Annotated in this window: 20 protein-coding genes; 6 read left to right on the top strand and 14 right to left on the bottom strand. The window is 62.4% G+C overall.

What is annotated here, in order from left to right; all coding sequences use genetic code 11:
- Positions 1–75: 75 nt before the first annotated feature.
- From yghU to GB927_RS04375, 3 genes are all read left to right on the top strand, one after another.
- Positions 76–942: a glutathione-dependent disulfide-bond oxidoreductase gene (gene yghU, locus GB927_RS04385; protein WP_256115368.1), complete on the top strand. Its 867-nt coding sequence runs from the start codon at positions 76–78 to the stop codon at positions 940–942.
- A gap of 92 nt (positions 943–1034) precedes the next feature.
- The gene (gene gstA, locus GB927_RS04380; RefSeq protein WP_256115367.1) at positions 1035–1646 is read left to right on the top strand and encodes a glutathione transferase GstA; all 612 of its coding nucleotides are present in this window, start codon (positions 1035–1037) and stop codon (positions 1644–1646) included.
- Positions 1647–1718: 72 nt separating this feature from the next.
- On the top strand, positions 1719–2057 hold the full coding sequence (locus tag GB927_RS04375; protein WP_256115366.1) for a carboxymuconolactone decarboxylase family protein: 339 nt from the start codon (positions 1719–1721) through the stop codon (positions 2055–2057).
- Positions 2058–2111: 54 nt separating this feature from the next.
- Here GB927_RS04375 and GB927_RS04370 read toward each other — a convergent pair whose 3' ends face one another.
- A complete protein-coding gene (locus GB927_RS04370; RefSeq protein ID WP_256115364.1) occupies positions 2112–3005 on the bottom strand; it encodes a LysR family transcriptional regulator in 894 nt (297 codons plus the stop codon).
- A 120-nt stretch (positions 3006–3125) separates the two neighbouring features.
- Here GB927_RS04370 and GB927_RS04365 point away from each other — a divergent pair, with 120 nt between their 5' ends.
- A complete protein-coding gene (locus tag GB927_RS04365) occupies positions 3126–3737 on the top strand; it encodes a glutathione S-transferase family protein (RefSeq protein ID WP_256115363.1) in 612 nt (203 codons plus the stop codon).
- 56 nt (positions 3738–3793) lie between these two features.
- Positions 3794–5860, top strand: a complete 2067-nt coding sequence (locus GB927_RS04360; protein WP_256115362.1) for a 2Fe-2S iron-sulfur cluster-binding protein — start codon at positions 3794–3796, stop codon at positions 5858–5860.
- 389 nt (positions 5861–6249) lie between these two features.
- Here the strand turns inward: GB927_RS04360 and GB927_RS04355 are convergent, their stop codons facing one another.
- The 4 genes from GB927_RS04355 to GB927_RS04340 all read right to left on the bottom strand — a co-directional run bounded on the left by GB927_RS04355 (position 6250) and on the right by GB927_RS04340 (position 8979).
- On the bottom strand, positions 6250–6834 hold the full coding sequence (locus tag GB927_RS04355; RefSeq protein ID WP_256115361.1) for a TetR/AcrR family transcriptional regulator: 585 nt from the start codon (positions 6832–6834) through the stop codon (positions 6250–6252).
- Between the two features lie 130 nt (positions 6835–6964).
- Positions 6965–7981: a thioredoxin-disulfide reductase gene (gene trxB / locus GB927_RS04350; RefSeq protein WP_256115360.1), complete on the bottom strand. Its 1017-nt coding sequence runs from the start codon at positions 7979–7981 to the stop codon at positions 6965–6967.
- Between the two features lie 75 nt (positions 7982–8056).
- Positions 8057–8374, bottom strand: coding sequence for a thioredoxin family protein (locus tag GB927_RS04345; RefSeq protein ID WP_256115359.1), 318 nt, complete (start codon positions 8372–8374; stop codon positions 8057–8059).
- Positions 8375–8385: 11 nt separating this feature from the next.
- The gene (locus tag GB927_RS04340) at positions 8386–8979 is read right to left on the bottom strand and encodes a carboxymuconolactone decarboxylase family protein (RefSeq protein ID WP_256115357.1); all 594 of its coding nucleotides are present in this window, start codon (positions 8977–8979) and stop codon (positions 8386–8388) included.
- 423 nt (positions 8980–9402) lie between these two features.
- Here GB927_RS04340 and GB927_RS34490 point away from each other — a divergent pair, with 423 nt between their 5' ends.
- Positions 9403–9828 (top strand): hypothetical protein, encoded by a 426-nt coding sequence (locus tag GB927_RS34490; protein WP_439617978.1) that lies wholly within the window; start codon positions 9403–9405, stop codon positions 9826–9828.
- 290 nt (positions 9829–10118) lie between these two features.
- Here GB927_RS34490 and GB927_RS04330 read toward each other — a convergent pair whose 3' ends face one another.
- Genes GB927_RS04330 through GB927_RS04290 form a run of 9 tightly spaced genes read right to left on the bottom strand, consistent with a single transcriptional unit; the run spans position 10119 to position 17852 of the window.
- The gene (locus GB927_RS04330) at positions 10119–10988 is read right to left on the bottom strand and encodes a Pnap_2097 family protein (protein WP_256115355.1); all 870 of its coding nucleotides are present in this window, start codon (positions 10986–10988) and stop codon (positions 10119–10121) included.
- A 5-nt stretch (positions 10989–10993) separates the two neighbouring features.
- Positions 10994–12268, bottom strand: coding sequence for an MSMEG_0569 family flavin-dependent oxidoreductase (locus GB927_RS04325; RefSeq protein ID WP_256115354.1), 1275 nt, complete (start codon positions 12266–12268; stop codon positions 10994–10996).
- Positions 12269–12279: 11 nt separating this feature from the next.
- Positions 12280–12567 (bottom strand): MSMEG_0570 family nitrogen starvation response protein, encoded by a 288-nt coding sequence (locus tag GB927_RS04320; protein ID WP_256115353.1) that lies wholly within the window; start codon positions 12565–12567, stop codon positions 12280–12282.
- On the bottom strand, positions 12560–13714 hold the full coding sequence (locus tag GB927_RS04315) for an MSMEG_0565 family glycosyltransferase (RefSeq protein WP_256115352.1): 1155 nt from the start codon (positions 13712–13714) through the stop codon (positions 12560–12562). Before GB927_RS04315 ends, GB927_RS04320 begins: the two co-directional genes overlap by 8 nt.
- Positions 13711–14685: a sll0787 family AIR synthase-like protein gene (locus GB927_RS04310; RefSeq protein WP_256115351.1), complete on the bottom strand. Its 975-nt coding sequence runs from the start codon at positions 14683–14685 to the stop codon at positions 13711–13713. Before GB927_RS04310 ends, GB927_RS04315 begins: the two co-directional genes overlap by 4 nt.
- Position 14686: 1 nt before the next feature.
- Positions 14687–15229, bottom strand: a complete 543-nt coding sequence (locus tag GB927_RS04305; RefSeq protein ID WP_256115350.1) for an MSMEG_0567/Sll0786 family nitrogen starvation N-acetyltransferase — start codon at positions 15227–15229, stop codon at positions 14687–14689.
- Complete coding sequence (locus tag GB927_RS04300) at positions 15226–16344, bottom strand: MSMEG_0568 family radical SAM protein (RefSeq protein WP_256115349.1); 1119 nt, start codon at positions 16342–16344, stop codon at positions 15226–15228. Before GB927_RS04300 ends, GB927_RS04305 begins: the two co-directional genes overlap by 4 nt.
- Positions 16271–17314: a Nit6803 family nitrilase gene (locus GB927_RS04295; RefSeq protein ID WP_256115348.1), complete on the bottom strand. Its 1044-nt coding sequence runs from the start codon at positions 17312–17314 to the stop codon at positions 16271–16273. The genes GB927_RS04300 and GB927_RS04295 overlap by 74 nt, the downstream gene beginning before the upstream one ends.
- 55 nt (positions 17315–17369) lie before the next feature.
- Complete coding sequence (locus tag GB927_RS04290; RefSeq protein ID WP_256115347.1) at positions 17370–17852, bottom strand: MSMEG_0572/Sll0783 family nitrogen starvation response protein; 483 nt, start codon at positions 17850–17852, stop codon at positions 17370–17372.
- Positions 17853–17898: the final 46 nt, after the last annotated feature.

Here is a 17898-nt window from a genome sequence, read left to right as displayed (position 1 = left end):
CAGCTCCCCCTTCAAAATCAGCAACCAACAAGCTTTTCAGAACGTCCCACTCATCGTGGGCGAAAGGAGAATGTCATGAATGCCTCAGAAGAAAACCTGCCGGCAGGTTACGTGCCACCGAAGGTCTGGTCTCAGAAACAGACTTATGGCGGCGTCTTCGGCACCAGCAACCGGCCGGTGTCCGGCGCCAGGTACGAAAAGGCACTGCCCGTTGGCGAGCACCCTTTGCAGCTCTATTCGCAGGGCACGCCCAACGGCCAGAAGATCACGATCATGCTCGAGGAGCTATTGGCTGCCGGGCATACCGGCGCCGAGTACGATGCCTGGCTGATCGATATCTTCGAGGGCGACCAGTTTGGAAGCGGGTTCACGGCCATCAATCCCAATTCCAAGATTCCGGCACTTGTCGATCGGTCGACGGAGCCGGCCACTCATGTCTTCGAGAGCGGCTCGATTCTCGTTTATCTCGCGGAGAAATTCGGCGCCTTCCTACCGACCGAGCACCGCGCCCGCACAGAGGCGTTCAACTGGTTGATGTGGCAGGTGGGAACGGCGCCCTTTGTGGGCGGTGGCCTCGGCCACTTCTATGCCTATGCTCCGTTCAAGATCGAATACGCGATCGACCGCTACGCGATGGAGGTCAAGCGTCAGTTACATGTGCTGGACACGCACCTGGCGCGCCACGAATTCTTGGCCGGCGATCAGTACACGATCGCCGACATCGCCGTCTGGCCTTGGCAACCGGGCAGTCTTTATGGCGTCTACAACACTCATGAGTTCCTGAACGTCGAGGAATACAGGCATCTTTTGCGTTGGTACCGCGCGATTGCTGCCCGGCCTGCCGTGGCGCGGGGGAGGATCGTCAATCGTACGTCCGGAGGGCCTAGCGAATTCCTGCGGGAACGCCACAGCGCTGCCGATCTCGACGCCCTGTTCCGATAGCGCAGGCCATTTCACGCTGAACTGCAGATATCTCCCATTCAATCAAAGCGCGGGCAATCCCGCCTGCGCGAAGTCTTATCCATGGAGTGAATATGAAGCTGTATTACGCCACTGGTTCCTGTGGGCTTGCCCCGCAGATTGCCCTGCGGGAAGCCGGACAGACATTCGATCTCGTCAAAGTCGACTTCAAGACGAAGACGACGGTCGAGGGAAACTATTTTGAGGTGACGCCAAAGGGTTTTGTGCCGGCGCTCAAGCTAGATGACGGCGAGGTGATCACCGAAGGTGCTGTCGTCCTACAATGGATCGCCGATCACAATCCCGATCGCGGGCTCCTGCCGGCGCATGGATCCGCTGAGCGCTATCGAGCCCTGGAATGGCTGAATTACATCGCGACCGACATGCACAAGGGCTATGCGAACCTGTTCTACCCCCATCTGGACGACGCCTCGAAGTTGAGGTTCATCGAAGGAAATCTCGCGACCCGCTTCGCCTATCTGGACGATCACTTGTCCCGCAACGACTATCTGCTGGAGAGTGGTTTCTCGGTTGCCGACGCCTATCTCTTCAACATCCTGACCTGGTCGCACCGCGTGAACGTCGATCTTTCGGCCTATCCCGCGATCCGGCGCTTCATGGCGCGCATGGGCGAGCGCCCGACGATACGGGCATCGCTCGAGGCCGAGGGGGTAATGCTCGGCTGACCACAGATCGCATTCACATCCTCGACTACAGGTCACAGCACTGGCGATGGCCGACCAAAAAGGAAATCTCAAATGGACTGGAATGAAAATCGTACGAACCTTCTGGCAAATGTCGGCGAGTTGCAAAAACTGTCACCCGACATTGTGAGAGGCTACCTCACGATATCGGGCGCGGGCCGCAAGACCGAGCAGATGGATGAGAAGACGCGTCAACTCATCTCCCTTGCCGTCGCCGTCACCACGCGCTGCGACGGATGCATCGCAATCCACAGCGCCGAAGCGCTCAAGTCTGGCGCCACCCGCGAGGAACTGGCCGAGGCGTTGAGTGTGGCGGTCGCGATGAATGCGGGTGCGGCACTGGTCTATTCGACCCGTGCGCTTGAAGCCTTCGGAGCGGCCGAACACGGCTGAGGCGGTCGATATCAAGTTGCGAGCAGCTTGCGGGCCCCGATACCAACTGTTCCGCTATGACAGGACTGCCCTGAGCCGTGGAGTGGCAAAATCTAGAAACGTCCTGAGCTTCAGCGGCATCAGGCCTTGTGACAGATGTACGAGTTGTACCGGCGACGGATCCAACTCGAAGTCTTCAAGGACGGGCGCCAGCAAGCCCGCCTCTACGGCACGTCGTGCCTGATAGGCTATGACACGGGTGATACCAAGACCGGCAGAGGCGGCATCCACCGCCGCCTCTGCCGTGTTGACGGAAAGGCGTGACCGGATAGGCGTGGACATCTCCTGCCGCCCGTCACGGAATGTCCAGAACCGGTTTGACAGCAGCCCTTCGAAGGAGATGCAGTCCAAGTTCGCTAGATCGCGCGGGTGGGTGGGGCCAGGATTGCGCCTCAGATAATCCGGATTGGCATAAACGGTCGTGCGGATCGAGCCGAGGCGGGTGGCGATCAGGCTGCTATCTGCCAGATGGCCGATCCGAAGCGCCACATCGATCTGCTCGTCGGCGAGGCTGACCGACCTGTCGCTCATCGTCAGGCGGATATTGATGTCGGGAAACGCCTTTAGGAAATCCGTGACGACGGGCAGCACATGCAGGCGGCCGAAGACGATCGGCGCCGATATCGTCAAGTCCCCGCGTGGGGCAATATATTCACCCGATGCTCGGCGTTCGGCCTCCTCGACGCGCCCAAGGATTTCGCGGGCGGCTCCCACATAACTTTCTCCTGCCTCGGTCAAAAGGATCTTGCGGCTGGTGCGTGTGATCAGGCGAACCCCGAGATGGGCCTCAAGCTCGGAAATCTTGCGGCTGACGGTCGGGAGCGGCGAATGCAGCGCCCGAGACGCAGCCGAGAGACTGCCGGCCTCGACCACGGCGATGAACACGGACATGGCGTCGAGACGATCCATCGATCATTCCAGAATTCGAGAGGATACCTTTTCAGATATCAGTCTACTACAGAAATTCGGATGCCAATAGTCTCCTTGCTGTCATTGACGCTTTTGTTCAGCACTTCAAAGGAGCCTTCCATGAAACTCTACAATTTCCCACTTTCCGGTCATGCGCATCGCGCTCTCCTGTTCCTCTCGCTTCTTGGCGTCAAGACAGACATCGTTGACGTGGATCTCGCAAATGGTGCTCATAAGGCGCCGGATTTCCTGAAGCTCAATCCTTTCGGTCAGGTTCCGGTCCTTGACGATGACGGTGTCATCGTCGCCGATTCCAATGCCATCCTCGTTTATCTGGCCACCAAGCTCGGCCGGAAAGACTGGCTGCCCGATGATCTCCAGTCCGTCGCGACTATCCAGAAGTGGCTCTCCGTCGCTGCTGGCGAGATCGCTTACGGTCCTGCCGCGGCTCGCCTGATCACGGTGTTCAAAGCCGACTTTCGCGCCGACGAGGTGATTGCCCGCGCTCACCACATTCTGGGTCTCGTCAACGCCGAACTCGGACGGCATCGGTTCATCGTCGGCGACCGACCGACTATCGCCGATGTCGCACTCTACAGCTACATCGTCGGCGCGCCGGAGGGGAATGTCGATCTGACGCCACACCCGGAAGTCCGCCATTGGCTTGCCCGTATCGAAGCACTGCCGGGCTTTGTGCCTTTCCCCAAGACGGCAATCGGTCTCGCGGCCTGACGGTGTGGGCGCGGCCGGCCCGTTCCGGCCGCATCCTCTTTGGAGAAGGAGGCGGTATGTTTCAAAAATCGGATTTGTCGGAGGCCACTCCAGCCCCTTCTCCCTGGCACGAGGGTGAGCTTGAATTGCAGCGCCACGCTGGCGTTGCCGAGCAAATGGATAGGGTCGGGCGCAAATTCGTGCGGCATTTCTTGCTCGACCAACATCGCGAGTTCTTTCCGCTCATCTCATTCATTGCCATCGGAACCGTCGATCACCAGGGCGTTCCCTGGGCGACGATCCGTTGTGGCGAGCCGGGTTTTCTGCATTCTCCCGATCCGCAGACCTTGGAGATCAATGCAATCCGCGATCCCGGCGATCCGGCGGAAAAGGGTATGGATGACGGTGATCCTGTCGGGTTGCTTGGCGTCGATCTTATCACGCGACGCCGCAACCGAATGAACGGTAGGATCGTCCGCAGCGGAAATGATAGGTTTTCGGTCGCTGTCGACGACAGCTACGGGAACTGCCCGCGCTATATCCAGAACCGGCATTTCCGGTTCGTCAGAGATCCGGCCGAGATGTCGTCGTCAGCGTCCCTCGTTTCGGACCGGTTGGACGACCGTGCGCGGCAAATCATAACGGCGGCCGATACGTTCTTCGTGGCCTCCTATACGGACCGCGAAGGCGAGGGCCGGCAGGTCGACGTCTCCCATCGCGGCGGCCGGCAGGGCTTCGTGCGCATCGACGCGGACGGCGGGCTTACCATTCCGGATTTCAACGGCAACCTGTTCTTCAACACGCTCGGCAATTTCCTCGTCAATCCGCGCGCTGGCCTGCTGTTCATCGATCATGAGACAGGCGATACGCTGCAGATTGCTGGCCGAACCGAGGTCATTCTGGATAGTCCGGAAATTGCGGCCTTTGAGGGTGCCGAACGGCTCTGGCGGGTCATCCCCGAACAAGTGGTGTTGCGGCCAGATGCGCTGCCCTTGCGGTGGACATTTGCGGAAGACGGAATGTCGCCAAGCATCCTGATGACCGGCACCTGGCAGGAGGCGGAGGCGCGCCTTCAGGCGGCCGCCAAGGCGAAGATGTGGCGGCGGTTCCGCATCGAGCAGATCGTTGCCGAAAGCGCAACAATCCGTTCCCTGCATCTGGCCCCGGTGGATGGCGAGGCGCTGATCCCGTATCTGGCGGGGCAGCATTTGCCGATCCGGATCGCCGATGGCGGCGAATTCATCCGTCGTAACTACACACTGTCGAGTGCGCCCTCTGATGGTTATTACCGATTGGGCGTCAAGCGCGAGGGCAGGGCGTCATCACTTCTACATGCTATGCGGGAGGGGGACGAGATTGAGGCCCTGGCGCCGGCCGGTGCCTTCACCATCGATGCGATGGAACGCAGTCGGCCGGCCGTGTTGTTGGCTGCAGGCATTGGCATTACGCCGCTGCTGTCCATGCTGCGCCACGTCGTTCGTGAGGGTGACAGGACGCGCCATCGCCGCCCGGTTTGGCTGTTCAGATCATCGCGCACGCTTGAAGAGAGAGCTTTTGATGCCGAGATTGCCGAACTGGTCGAGCGCGGGCAGGGCTCCGTCCAAGATGTCCGGGTCCTGAGTGGTCCCGCATCTGCTGATGTGGGGAGGTATGACGCCGCAGGCCGCATCGACGTGGGGTTGCTGAAGGCGCATCTGCCGTTTGGTGATTACGATTTCTATCTCTGCGGGCCTGCTTCCTTCATGCAGGCGATCTATGACGGTTTGCGGCGACTGAACATTGCCGATGGCAGGATCCACGCCGAAGCCTTCGGGCCATCCGGCCTGAAGCGTGAGGCAGAACCAGGTCCGCGCGCCGCTCCCGCCGTACCCGCGGCCACAGAGCCTGTCCGGGTGATCTTCGCTCAATCGGGGAAGGAGGCTCGCTGGAAGCCGGATGGCGGGACCCTGTTGGAACTTGCCGAGCTGAGAGGATTGACCCCGCCTTTCGGGTGCCGGGCTGGTAGCTGTGGGGATTGCAGGACGAAGATCTTAAAAGGCCAAGTCAGTTATCAATCGAACCCTGCCTACGCTGTCACGGACGACGAAGCCTTGATCTGTTGCTCGGTCCCGGCGGCCGGCGGCGACCTACATGTCAATCTCTGATCTTGTCCATGTCTTTAAGCCGACGAAATCTCGACGCGTTACTCCTTCCTATTCATGGGTCGTCGGTTCAGATTTCTTCGAGAGCTTAGTTTGCCTGAGATGGTCTGGAGCCGCGAAAGGATGGCCGCTCGTGCCGCGTGTGAACTTCAAGACGGATTTCACGTCAATCTCGGCGCATTCACCGTTGCCCGACAGGACGTCCCTTCGCTTTCGCTGATCAAAATGGCGGACGGCGTTTCCATGGAGGAAATAAGGGCGAAAAGGGGCGCGAGTTTTCGCCTGCAATTGCGGTTGAGATGAGTCGGCTTGAGGAATGGTTTAGCCGTGCGACAGCTCCTGAGGACCAGGCCGATGGGCGGGCTCAACAGAAACGGCAACTGCACGCTGGTTTATCTCAGGCAGTCGAGGGCCATGTCGCGCGCCGAACGCATGCTCTCGATATCTTTGGTGCTTTTGGAGATCGCGAGCATGCCCTGCAGCAGGACCATTATGTAGGCGGCCAGCCTCGGCGCGTCTGTTCCAGGCTCCAGTTCGGAATTATCACGTGCCTCCTCGATCCTCAACTCTATCGCTTTCTGCATGTTTTGAAGCTGCATGGCGGCGGAGTTCCCCAGTTCGGAATCAACCGTGGCCAATTCGGCTGCGAGATTGCTGACAAGACAGCCGGGCAGGCGTCGGGCGTTGGGTCGAGCGCTCTCGATGGCCACGTCCAACACTTCGCGGAGAGCATCGCGCAGCGGTAGGGCGGACTTGCTTTTCAGGATCGCCAGGTAGGACTGTTCGTCCATATACTTCTTGACGCAATGGGCAAAGAGATTGCGCTTGCTGCCGTAAGCCTTGTACAGGCTTCCGGTTGTCAGGCCGGTTGCCGTCTCCAGGTCGCGGATGGACGTTGCTTGGTATCCATTTTTCCAAAAGGCGTGGATAGCAGTTCCGAGCGCGTCTGACTCATTGAATTCACGCGGTCTCGCCACGCCAACATCCTTCCCACGATTTTGCGCACCCGGGCTACGCGTCTTTTTTAGCCCATGTGTCTGGGGAAATACCGGCAAAACCGATTTTTTTCAACCGGCTCCCCAAATGTCGGAGCGTTGGCCGGCCGGTTCAATTCACACGCAAGTCCATCGCAGCAGACGATTCCGCTTCTCCCGCAGGCATGATAGCATCATCGTGTTCGGGCGCATCTGCCTCCAGGAAAACCTGTGCGTCAAGCGCCGCCATGCATCCGCTACCGGCGGACGTAATGGCCTGGCGGTAGGTGTGATCCATAACATCACCAGCTGCAAAGACACCGGCAACGCTTGTAGATGTGGCGGTTGGCATGGGACCCCTGCGAACGGACACATAACCGTTTTCCATTTCGATCTGACCACGGAAGAGAAGGGTATTAGGCTCGTGACCAACGGCGATGAAGACGCCTTGAACGTCAAGACTGCTCACTTTGCCCGATAGGGAATTAAGAAGGCGCAAGCCCTGCATGCTCTTACCGTTACCGAATATTTCGACCACCGTGGAATTCCAGCATACGTCGACGCGGCCACTGGCGACGAGCTTCTGCAGCCTGTCGTGCAGAACCTTTTCGCCCCGGAGCGTGTCACGGCGGTGAACGAGCGTGATCTTGCGCGCGATGTTTGCCATGTATAGCACTTCTTCGACGGCCGTGTTCCCGCCACCGACGATGGCGACGTCGCGGCCGCGGTAGAAGAATCCATCGCATGTCGCACAGGCAGAAACACCCTTGCCACGGTACGAGGTCTCGCTCGGCAATCCGAGATATTTCGCCGTGGCACCGGTCGCGATGATCAGTGCATCCGCTGTATAGCGTCCTATCTCTCCCTCGAGACGAAAGGGTCGAGAGGAGAGATCGACGGAGATGACGTGATCCTGCGCCAGCGTGCTGCCGAAGCGCATGGCGTGCTCCTTCATGCGCTGCATGAGATCCGGACCGAGCAACCCATGCGCATCGCCCGGCCAGTTGTCCACTTCGGTCGTCATCATCAGTTGGCCGCCTTCCTCTGACCCGCTGACGATCAGCGGCGCCAGATTGGCGCGCGCAGCGTAGATCGCCGCCGTGTAGCCCGCAGGCCCGGATCCCAATATGACAAGCCTGCTGTGTGTCATCGTGCCCTCTATGTCGATATTGCAGCCAATAGGAAATGCCGCCGCGAACCGGGGTTCACGGCAGCATCGTGCGGTTTAGTTTTGCAGCGCCCGTTGCATGAGCGTGTAAGGAACCTTGCCGCGTAGTTGCTCCACGCGCATTCCCGAGCGGTAAACCTGCAATGTCGGCAGGCTCTGCACCTCGTATTCGGAAAGCAGGTCCTCGTGTCTTTCCGCATCGACCTTGATGATCTTTACGGCTGGAAACTCGCTCGCGAGACGGTCGATGAGAGGCGCCATTGCCCGGCAGGGCGCGCACCACGATGCCCAGAAATCGACGAGGACGACTTCGTTTGCGGAAATCGCCTGCTTAAGAGCCGTTCCGTCTGCGTGAATGATGTTTTCGCTATTCATCGTTCCACCCCTCAACCGGCGTTTGCCAAGGCGGCGCGCGCTTCGCCGCCGGGGTAGATCATGCCCTTCGTGTAGCGGCTGTCTTCGCTGCCATCGATCTGCATGGTGATGTTGAATTTGTTGCCCCAGTTGAAAATACTGCAGGCGAAAACAAGTTCGATAATCTCTTCTTCCGTAAAGACTGTCGCCAGCCGTTCAAAAAAGCCGTCCGGAATGTAGTTGGGGTCTCCCGCAATGTACTCGGCTAGCTGGACGGCGAGTGCCTCGTTCAGGGGGAGATTATCAAAGTCAACCTTGCCGAAGATCGCATTTTCCCGCTCGGAGACAAGAGCACGGGTGGCCTCGCTACGCACTTCCTTGCAATATGTGCAGTCGTTGATTTCGCCGGTTTTCAATCGCATCATTTCGAAGATGTGCGCAGGGATGCGCTGTCCTCCAAAGAAGGATTCAAAGACCGGAACAATGGTCTTCAGCAGGGACGGTTGCCGGCCGATGGTGCCGAACATGGATGTATCCTGCCACCATCCGGTCCGTGCTCCCTCCAGCAGGCGGTTGACATCGCTGTCCGGCGACTCGCCGGGTTTAAGGGCTTTAAATCTGCTCATATCAGTCTCCTCCCGAGATAGGCGACGTCTTCGTGAATTCGGAAACGATCGCTTCCTAATTGATGCAGATGAGAGGAATATGTCAACTCAAAAAGATGACGTCCGTTGTCCGCCCCTATCGGTACCCTTGAAAACGTTAGGGAAAAGAACGCTATTTCGGCAAAACTCAAGCGGCGTTTTCGTAAGTTTAAACCTAGGCAGCGACAACGCCGGCCGCCGCCAGCGGAAGTGATGTGCAAGTATGCGTGCGTGCGACTAAACGAGCAGGAAGCCGTTCAGAGGTTGCAGAGGATAGCGTTCAAGCCCTTTTTTGCGAGGTCGATTCCCTCGCTCGTCGTAAGCACGCTGACAGCGACGGCATCGAGAACGTGTCGTCCAATATGACGGGGCGCGACGCCACCGAAACCCGTATAGCGAGGAGTAATGAACCGGCCGCGCGTACTGTTTTCGGGTGAGTGCGCAGGCAATCTCTATGGCCAAGTGGCTTTCGCTTCCTCTGCCGCCGACGAGTACCATGTTGCGCTGATTGCGCTCATAAGTTGCTTCTGCCGAGGCCTTGCAGAAAATCGCGTTGGCCTGACGAAGCTTGCGGTTCTCCCGCTCAAGAGCCTTCAGCCTCTCGACCGCATCACTCGACAAGCCTGCTCGTTTGCCGGGTCGCGCTGGATCGTTATGACTTGCGGCCTGACGCTCGCCGGTTTGAGACCTGGGAGAACAATTATGCCGCGCGGCTGGGATTCGGTGTTGCAATCGATTATGCGCAAGCAATTGGGACCGATGTCATTATGGAGCGTTGTCGATCCTTGGCCGACCAGCTTCGTAAAGCCCTTGCCGGGATTTCCGGTGTGAAGGTCCACGATCTTGGGCCATGTCCCGCCGCGATCGTGACACCTTGCTCGATGCAACCGCCCGCGCACTGCCCAACGTCGTGCGGGCGTCGCCCCACTACTCCAATAGTGAAGCAGAGATTTCGCGCCTTGCGGCCATGATCCACAGTCTGGTGCACGGCAGTTAGGCACACGCAAGATCACCGAAAGCCTAATTTCGATAAAAGACCGCACGGCCGGTAGACTTTGTGAAATCTGCATGCATCTTATCGATCAGGATGATGTCCGAGATCGAGTCCAGGTGCGAGCTTCTCATCGAAGAATGCGGCCCGCCCTATAGTTGGAAAACACCACCCCGATTGTCTTTCCGTCGCTCCGCTTGAGCCGGCATAGCTGGGTCGGGCTGTTGGGTGTCTCGGCCGCCAGCTCGGCCTCGATGGTTTCTCCGGCATCGATATTGCCGAAGAAGAAGACATCGCGGTCGCCGATCGTCCTGTCTTCCGCTGGGCGCCAAGACGCGAGGGCTCTGCTGGCGATGGTCTGGAACTCCACGCAGTAGAACAGGCCGGCGCCGTTGAATTCCTGAAGGCGATCGGGCTGGAAGCGGTGGGAGGAGAGGGGCGCACTGTCGGTTGCAAGGTCGAAATGGCTGCGTAGAGTTCCCGCGCGAAGCGCTGCCGCCGTCTTCGCCAACGTGCTTTCCACGCCGGCCGCGCTCCTGCGATTCGACAGCGCGGTGCGCATGATGGAGCGGTTGTCGCCCGCCCGGCTGCGTGTCACGAAAAGCGAAAGGAGTTCCACCGTGCCGATCGGCCTTTCACCGCAGGAGAGGTGGTGCCGCGTGAGCGTCTGCGTCCGCCCGACGGGATGAAGCGTCGAGCGGATGGTGAGCACATCGTTTGCCTCGACCGCGGCGAAATCGGCATTGCTCAACGCCGTCGCGCAGAAGGCCGCATAGGCCTCGGCCCCGTCCGGCGTGCGAAAATCGGCGTCGTCCATGCCGAGATCGCGCGCCAGCATCAGCCAGTGGCGATGCCCGAGCTCCTTCATCAGCCAGGTTTCGGAAAGCCCGTCCGGCGTCAGGTGCGGCATGCCGATCAGGAGGTGCGGTTCCAGCGCCCGCTCCATCAGCAGTCGGGCGGTGGGCGCGCGTATCGCCTCGGGGAAGATCGCGAGATTCATGGGTGTCAACCGTTCGCCGCCTGCCGGGTCATGGATCGCCGCTCGGCAAGCGTTCCGGCGAGATGGCCAACGACATGTTCGGCGTCCTTGCCGACGGCGAGGAGGCGGCCCGAGCCCCAGGTCCACAGCCACGGCAGGCCGAGCACGTAGGCGCCCTCCACGCCGGTTACGCCGCGCCGCTGCACCGGGTAGCCGGTGCCGTCGAAGATCGGCAGGCCGACATAGGACCAGTCGGGCGAAAAGCCAATCGCCCAGATGACGGCGGAGACGCCGGCCGCGGCGAGGTCGAGTTCCGTCGGGTCCGTCTCCGGTCGCCAGGCCGGCTGGTAGACGGTTTCCCCTGACGCATTGATGCCGTGTTTGAGGATGTGTTTGTCGATCAGTGCGTTGATGCCGTTATAGACCCGGTCAGCGTGGTCGAGATTGGCCGTCAGGTCGGCATCGAAGAGCATGCGGCCGTGTTCCACCGTGCGCATGCGGCCGTAGAGGGACATGCCCTCCAGCGCGAATTTCCTGAGGTCGATGTCGCGTCCGCCGTCGCGGCCGGTGAGGTAATGGTTGGTGTCGTGACGCTTCTTCGTCATGCCGTCGTGCTCTACGGTGATGTCGTACTGGCCGATGTCGGCGAGCCAGTCGACCACGTCGCGGCCGCGGTAGAAGCGGGCGCAGCGCGGGGCGTTGCCGGTGACCATGTGCACCTTGCGGCCGGCAAGATGAAGATCCTCGGCGATCTGCGCGCCCGACTGGCCGGAGCCGACGACGACGACCGCACCCTCCGGCAGCTGTCCGGGATTGCGGTAGTCCGCGGTGTGGATCTGGACGATCGTGTCGAGCAGGCGTTCGGCGGCGCGCGGGATCGCGGGGCGACTGTAGAGGCTGGTGGCGAGGATGACGCTTTCGGCCGTCACGGTGCCGATGGGGGTCTCGACGCGGAAAAGATCGCCGGTCTTTTCCACCGCGGTCACGCTCGTATGCTCGAAGACGGGCGCTTTCACCTTGTCGATGAAGCCGTCGACATAGGCGATGACCTCGTCCTTGACCATGAAGCCGTGCGGGTCGTCGCCGTCATAGGGATGCTCGGGAAGCTGGCATTGCCAGTTGGGCGTGACGAGGCAGAAGGCGTCCCAGCGCTCGTCCTTCCATTTGTGGGCGACGGTCTTCTGCTCGAAGACGACGTGGTCGATGCCGTGTTTCTGGAGGTAGTGGCTGGCCGAAAGGCCTGCCTGCCCGCCGCCAACGACGACGGCGCTGTAATGGGATTTGAGGAAGGGCTTGGTCATGACGGGTCCTTTCAGGGAAGGAAGGTTTCGCAGCGCACGCGCGCCTCGGTGTCGGCAAGGAAGGGGGCGCCCGTCGCCACGATGCGGGCGAGTTGGCCGCGGGCGAGCGAGCAGGGATATCCGTATTTCGCCTCCACCCGCTCGCTGGCGATGGTGAGCGCCTTGCGGCTGCGGTCGAGAAAGTCGGAGACGGGGTAGCTTGCGCCTTCGTCGAGGAATTCCTTCACGACGAGCGAGGGCGAGTAGCAGGTCTCTTGCCGGCCGTCCGGCCAGGTGACGACGAAGTGCATTTCAGGCATGGACGGCCTCCTTCAGGGTCCGGTAGGCGGCGAGATGGCTTTCAGCGACGCGGCGCCAGCTGAAGCGCGCCGCCACATCCAGCCCGCGGGGAATGACGCGCTCGCGGATCGCCGGCACGAGGGCCAACGCCATGGCATCGGCAATGGAGGCGGGATGCTTCGGATCGCACCAGAGCGCATGGTCGGCGCCGAGATATTCGGTGAAGGGCGGGATGGAGGAGACGATGGCCGGAATGCCGCTCGCCAATGCCTCCAGCACGACGAGGCCGAACCCTTCCTTCAGCGAGGGGAAGACCAGCGCGTCGGCGAGCCGGTAGAGGTTCGGCATGTCCTCGTCCGCAACGGGGCCGATCATGTGCACAGCGGCGGCATGGCTTGCGAGCGCGGCAAGCTCGGCGCGGAATTCCGTCTGGTAGGCGCTGTGGTCGAGCAGCGAGGCGCCGCCGGCGATCACCAGCTGCGCATCGGGGCGCACGGCGCGCAGCTGGCGGAAGGCCTCGAGGATGGCCGTGGTGTTCTTGCGCTTCTCCACTCCGCCGATGCTGAGGAAGACTGGGCCTGACGGAATGCCGAGCCGGTCGCGCAGCGCCGTCTGCTCGCCGCTCCAGGTCGGCGCGAAGCGCTCCGTGTCGACGCCGTTGCCGACGACGACGGCCGGCATGCCGCGCTCGCCGAGCGCTTTCTGCCAGAGCGTGCTCACGGTGAAGAACAGGTCCGCCTCGACGATCGAGCGGTCCTGCAGCGCCACCAGGCGTGGGTCACCGAACGTATCGACATGGTGCACGGTGCGGGCGAAGCCGGGGATGAGGCCGCGCGCCTTCAGCGTCGCCAGTGCATTGCCGGAAATGCCGTCATGGGCGTGGAAGATATCGAAGCCGCGGTTGGCGCGCTGCTCGAAATGGGAAATGTAGTCGGCAATGCGCTGCTCGACCATCGCCGTCATATCGGGCGGTGCCGCGGCGACGGGGAAGGCGGCGGTGCCGCAGGTCGGCTGGCGGAAGAAGCCCTTGCCTTTCGCATCGGGCGCATGCAGCACGACCGCGTGGCCGAGTGCCGTCAGCGCCTCTGCGAGGTGCATGGCGTGCACCACCCCGCCGCGCGGATTGGTGGAATGCGCCAGCATGGCGATGCGCAGCCGGTCCGTCATGCGCTTTCCTCCAGCGGTGCGGCCTTCATGAGCGGGGTTTCGGCGTGGTCGCGGACAACTGCGCGGGTCCCCCCGTCGGTGATCGCGACCGTGCTGCCGGCCGTGACGGTGCCGATCACGGCGGCGGTGATCGCGCGGCGGGCAAAGCACTCCAGCACGCCATCGCGCTTTTCCGGCGGAACGGAGAGGAGATAGCCGAAGCTCGGGAAGGTTTTCAGCCAACGTCCCAGCGGCACGCCGGCCGGCAGCGGAATGCGAGTCACGTCGATCTCGATCGCCACGCCCGAACATTCAGCGAGCATGATCGCCGTGCCGATGATCCCGCCCTGGCTGATGTCCTTGGCGGCAAGGGCGAGGCCTGCTTCCGCGATCTCCGGCAGGGTTTCGAGGTCGCCGCGAAGCCGGGCCGGCGGGGCGTCGGTCGCGGCCTCCCAGTTGTCGAAGGGTTCGCGGTAGCGACCGCGATGGTCGATCGCCGCCACCAGCACGTCGCCGGGTTTGGCGTCGAAGCTCGTCAGCAGCCGCTTCGCCCGACCGAGGATGGCCACCGAAAGCTGGCCGCGGTCGGTGCGGATGTTGGTGTGGCCGCCGACGATCGGCACGCCGAAGGCGGCGGAGGCCGCGCGCATGCCGTCGAGTACGGGGGCGGCCGCCTCGCTGCCATCCGCCCAGACGGCATCGACCACGGCGAGCGGCCGGCCGCCCATAGCGGCGACGTCCGAAATGTTGACCATGACCCCGCACCAGCCGGCAAACCACGGATCGGCGGCGACGAAGCCATTCATGAAGCCCTCGATGGCGAAGAGCAGGTAGCCGTCGCCATCCGGCAGCGCCGCGCAGTCGTCGCCGACGGCGACCGGCGCGCCGGCAAGGCCGAGCCGGGCGGAGACGTCGGCAATGTCCGCCTTGGCGGCGACGCCGCTGGATTCGGCGAGAAGGGCGGCAAGGCCCGGGATATCGATTTCCGCCATCTCACGCCGCCTTTCTCGCAAGCGCCACGAAGCCCGCTTCGGGCGTGGGGCAGGGCGGATACCAGGCAAGGTCCGCCTTCATGCGCAGGTGCGGCCGGCCGTAGATGTCGATTTCCCCGATTACATCCCAGTGCAGCCGGCGGAAGAGGAGGCCGTTCTGCGGCTGCACATTGGCGAAGAACGTGCGACAGCCCATAGCGCTTGCCGAGGACACGGCAAGGCGGACGAGCGTGGCGCCGAGCGCGCCGATCTTCCGGTAATCCGCATGGACGGCAAGCCGCGAGCCCCACCAGACGCCCGGCTCCGCCTCGTGGATGCGCACCGTGCCGACCAGGCGGTCCGCCGCCACGCCTAGCATCGACAGGGCGACGATGGGCGTGGCGTGCGCGTCGATCGCGTCGCGGTCGTCGCCCTCGAAGAGGCCCTGTTCCTCGCAGAAGACGGCGCGCCGCAGCGCATGGGCCTGCGCCCGCTCCCAGGCGGAGGTGGCGAACTTCACCTGAAACTCGCTGGCGCTGAAGGGTAAGACCGGTTCGATGATCATTTCGTCAGCATCCTCTCATAGGTGGAAAGGGCCGAGCAGGCGCCGCATTTGCCGCAGCCCGCCTTGATGTCCACGGCCTTGAGACCGCTATCGACCAGCATCTTCGAGAGCGGTCCGAGGATCGAATGCATGAAATCCGGCTTCGGCGCGGGGTGGCTTTCGAGCGGCGTGCCGGAGATCGGCACGAAGGGCACGACGAAGGGATAGACGCCGATCGCCACCAGCTTCGCGCAGATGTCGAGGATCGCCTCGTGCGTGTCGCCGAGGCCAGCAAGGATGTAGGTGGAAACTTGCCCGCGGCCGAAAATCTTCACCGCCGCCTCGAAGGCACGCATATATTGCGGGACCGACACCTGCGCCTTGCCGGGCATGATCCGCGCGCGCAGTTCCGGTGTCACCACTTCGAGATGCATGCCAAGCGTATCGACGCCCGCATCCTTCATGATCCTGTACCAGCCGTCGTCCTCCGGCGGCTCGCACTGGGCCTGGATCGGCAGGTCGACGGCGGCCTTGATGGCGCGGGCGCTTTCGGCGAGGATAGCGGCACCCCGGTCCGGCCCCTTCGGCGTGCCCGTGGTCATCACCATGTGCTTGACCCCGTCGAGCTCTACGGCGGCCTTCGCTACCTCGGCCAGCTGCTCCGGCGTCTTGTGGGCGATGGTGCGGCCGGCGGCAAGCGACTGGCCGATCGCGCAGAACTGACAGGTCTTGGTGCGGCTCTGGTAGCGGATGCAGGTTTGCAGCACCGTCGTCGCCAGCACGTCGCGCCCGTGCAGCACGGCGATCTGCGAATAGGGAATGCCGTCCGCCGTCGTCTTCTCGTAGAAGCGCGGGCGGAGTGGAAAGGCGACCTCGCCGATGACGTGGCCGTCGCGGCTGATGCGGCTCTTGCCCGCCGCGTCCGGCTTTTCGACCAGATAGGGGCTTTCGAAGGCGGGTGCGGTGTGCACCGGCACCATGACAGTCATGCCGTCGATGGTCATCGGCTTGTGGTCGGAAGGGCCGGCGCCGCCGCGGCGGCTCTCATGCCCCGCCTTCGGATCAACCAGTCTGGCCCCGAAGGACTGCAATTCGTTGATCAGTTTCTCGGTCGGAAGACGCGTCATCGTGTCCATCGGTGCTGTTCCTTGCCGGATCGGTTTCGAAGGCGGGGTGGGCGGTGACCATCGGCCGCGCCGGCCGGTCGTCGTGGAGGAGGGAGAGCAGTTCCGGCCGGGCGTAATGGCCGACCGAATCCATCATGCGCTTGCGCTTGACGATGAGGCTCATGTCGAGGTCTGCGATGAGGATGCCTTCGCCCTCGGTGATCGGCGGCGCGAGGTGCTTACCTTCGGGCGAGATGATCGCCGTCATGCAACCGCCGCGCAGCGCCCGTTGCAGCTTCTCGTCCGGCGTGATCGAGGCGATCTGCTCGTCGGTCAGCCAGCCGGTCGCGTTGACGACGAAGCAGCCGCTTTCCAGCGCGTGGTGGCGGATCGTCACCTCCATCTGGTCGGCGAAGATCGGGCCGACCATGGAGCCGGGAAACTGCGCGACGTGGATCTCCTCGTGGCGCACCATCAGCGCATAGCGGGCGAGCGGGTTGTAGTGCTCCCAGCAGGCGAGCGCGCCGATGCGCCCGACGCGGCTGTCGACCACCGTCAGCCCGGCGCCGTCGCCCTGGCCCCAGATCATGCGCTCATGGAAGGTCGGCGTGATCTTGCGGCGCTTCAGGAGAAGCGTGCCGTCGGCGTCGAAGACGAGCTGGGCGTTGTAGAGCGAGCCGCGGTCGCGTTCGTTGATGCCGAGCGCGACGACGATGCCGTTTTCCCGCGCGGCAGCGGCGACCGCCTCCGTCGCCGGGCTCGGCACGGTCACGGCCTCCTCGTAGAGCCGCAGATGCTCGCTGCCCGAAAGCACCGGCGGCAGCACGAAGGAGAAATAGGGATACCAGGGCACGAAGGTCTCGGGAAAGACGATCAGGTCGGCGCCCTTGCCGGCAGCCTCGCGGATCGTTTCCAGCACGCGCGCCATCGTCGCCTCGCGGGACGTGAGGTCCGGTGCGATCTGCGCGGCGGCGGCCCGGACCATCAGCTTCTTGTCCATGACGAATTCCTTCCATCGGGGCGGGGAGGCGGAGCGTATCTCCGCCTCCGCCGGTTCAGAGGGTCCACGTATCGAGGATGAAGGCGCCGTCGCGGCGGTGGATGAGGATCAGGTCGAGCACGTCGAGCGGACTGATCGGGCGGATGCCGGGGATCAGTGCCTGTTCGCCGTGGCCATAGAGCGCCTGGAGTGCGAAGCGGCAGGCATAGACCTTGCCGCCTTCCTCAATGAAGCCCTTGATCTGGTTGTTGAAGTTGAGATGGCCGGGAAAGGCCTCAGCGCCGAGTTTTGGGAAACCGCGCTGCACGCCGAGCGTGACGCCCGGGCCGTAGAGCAGGACCGCGGTCTCGAAGCCCTTGCGTTTCAGGCGCTTGGCCTGCAACAGGTTGACGAGGCCGATCGAACCTTCGAAGGCGACGGTGTGGAATGTGATGAGGGCTTTCTCGCCTTCCCTGGCCTGGACGTCCTCGAAAACCTTCTCTTCGTAATCGACGAAGAAGTCTCCGTCTGCATGGGCCGGTGCGGTGACTGCGGGCATGAATGGCTCCTGTGTTGGCGTCAAGCCCCTGCCGGGGCACAGCCAT

Source organism: Shinella lacus (genome assembly GCF_010994755.1).
Taxonomy (GTDB): domain Bacteria; phylum Pseudomonadota; class Alphaproteobacteria; order Rhizobiales; family Rhizobiaceae; genus Shinella; species Shinella lacus.
Note: the sequence above shows the minus strand (reverse complement) of the source record. Positions and strands in the feature narration are given on the sequence as shown.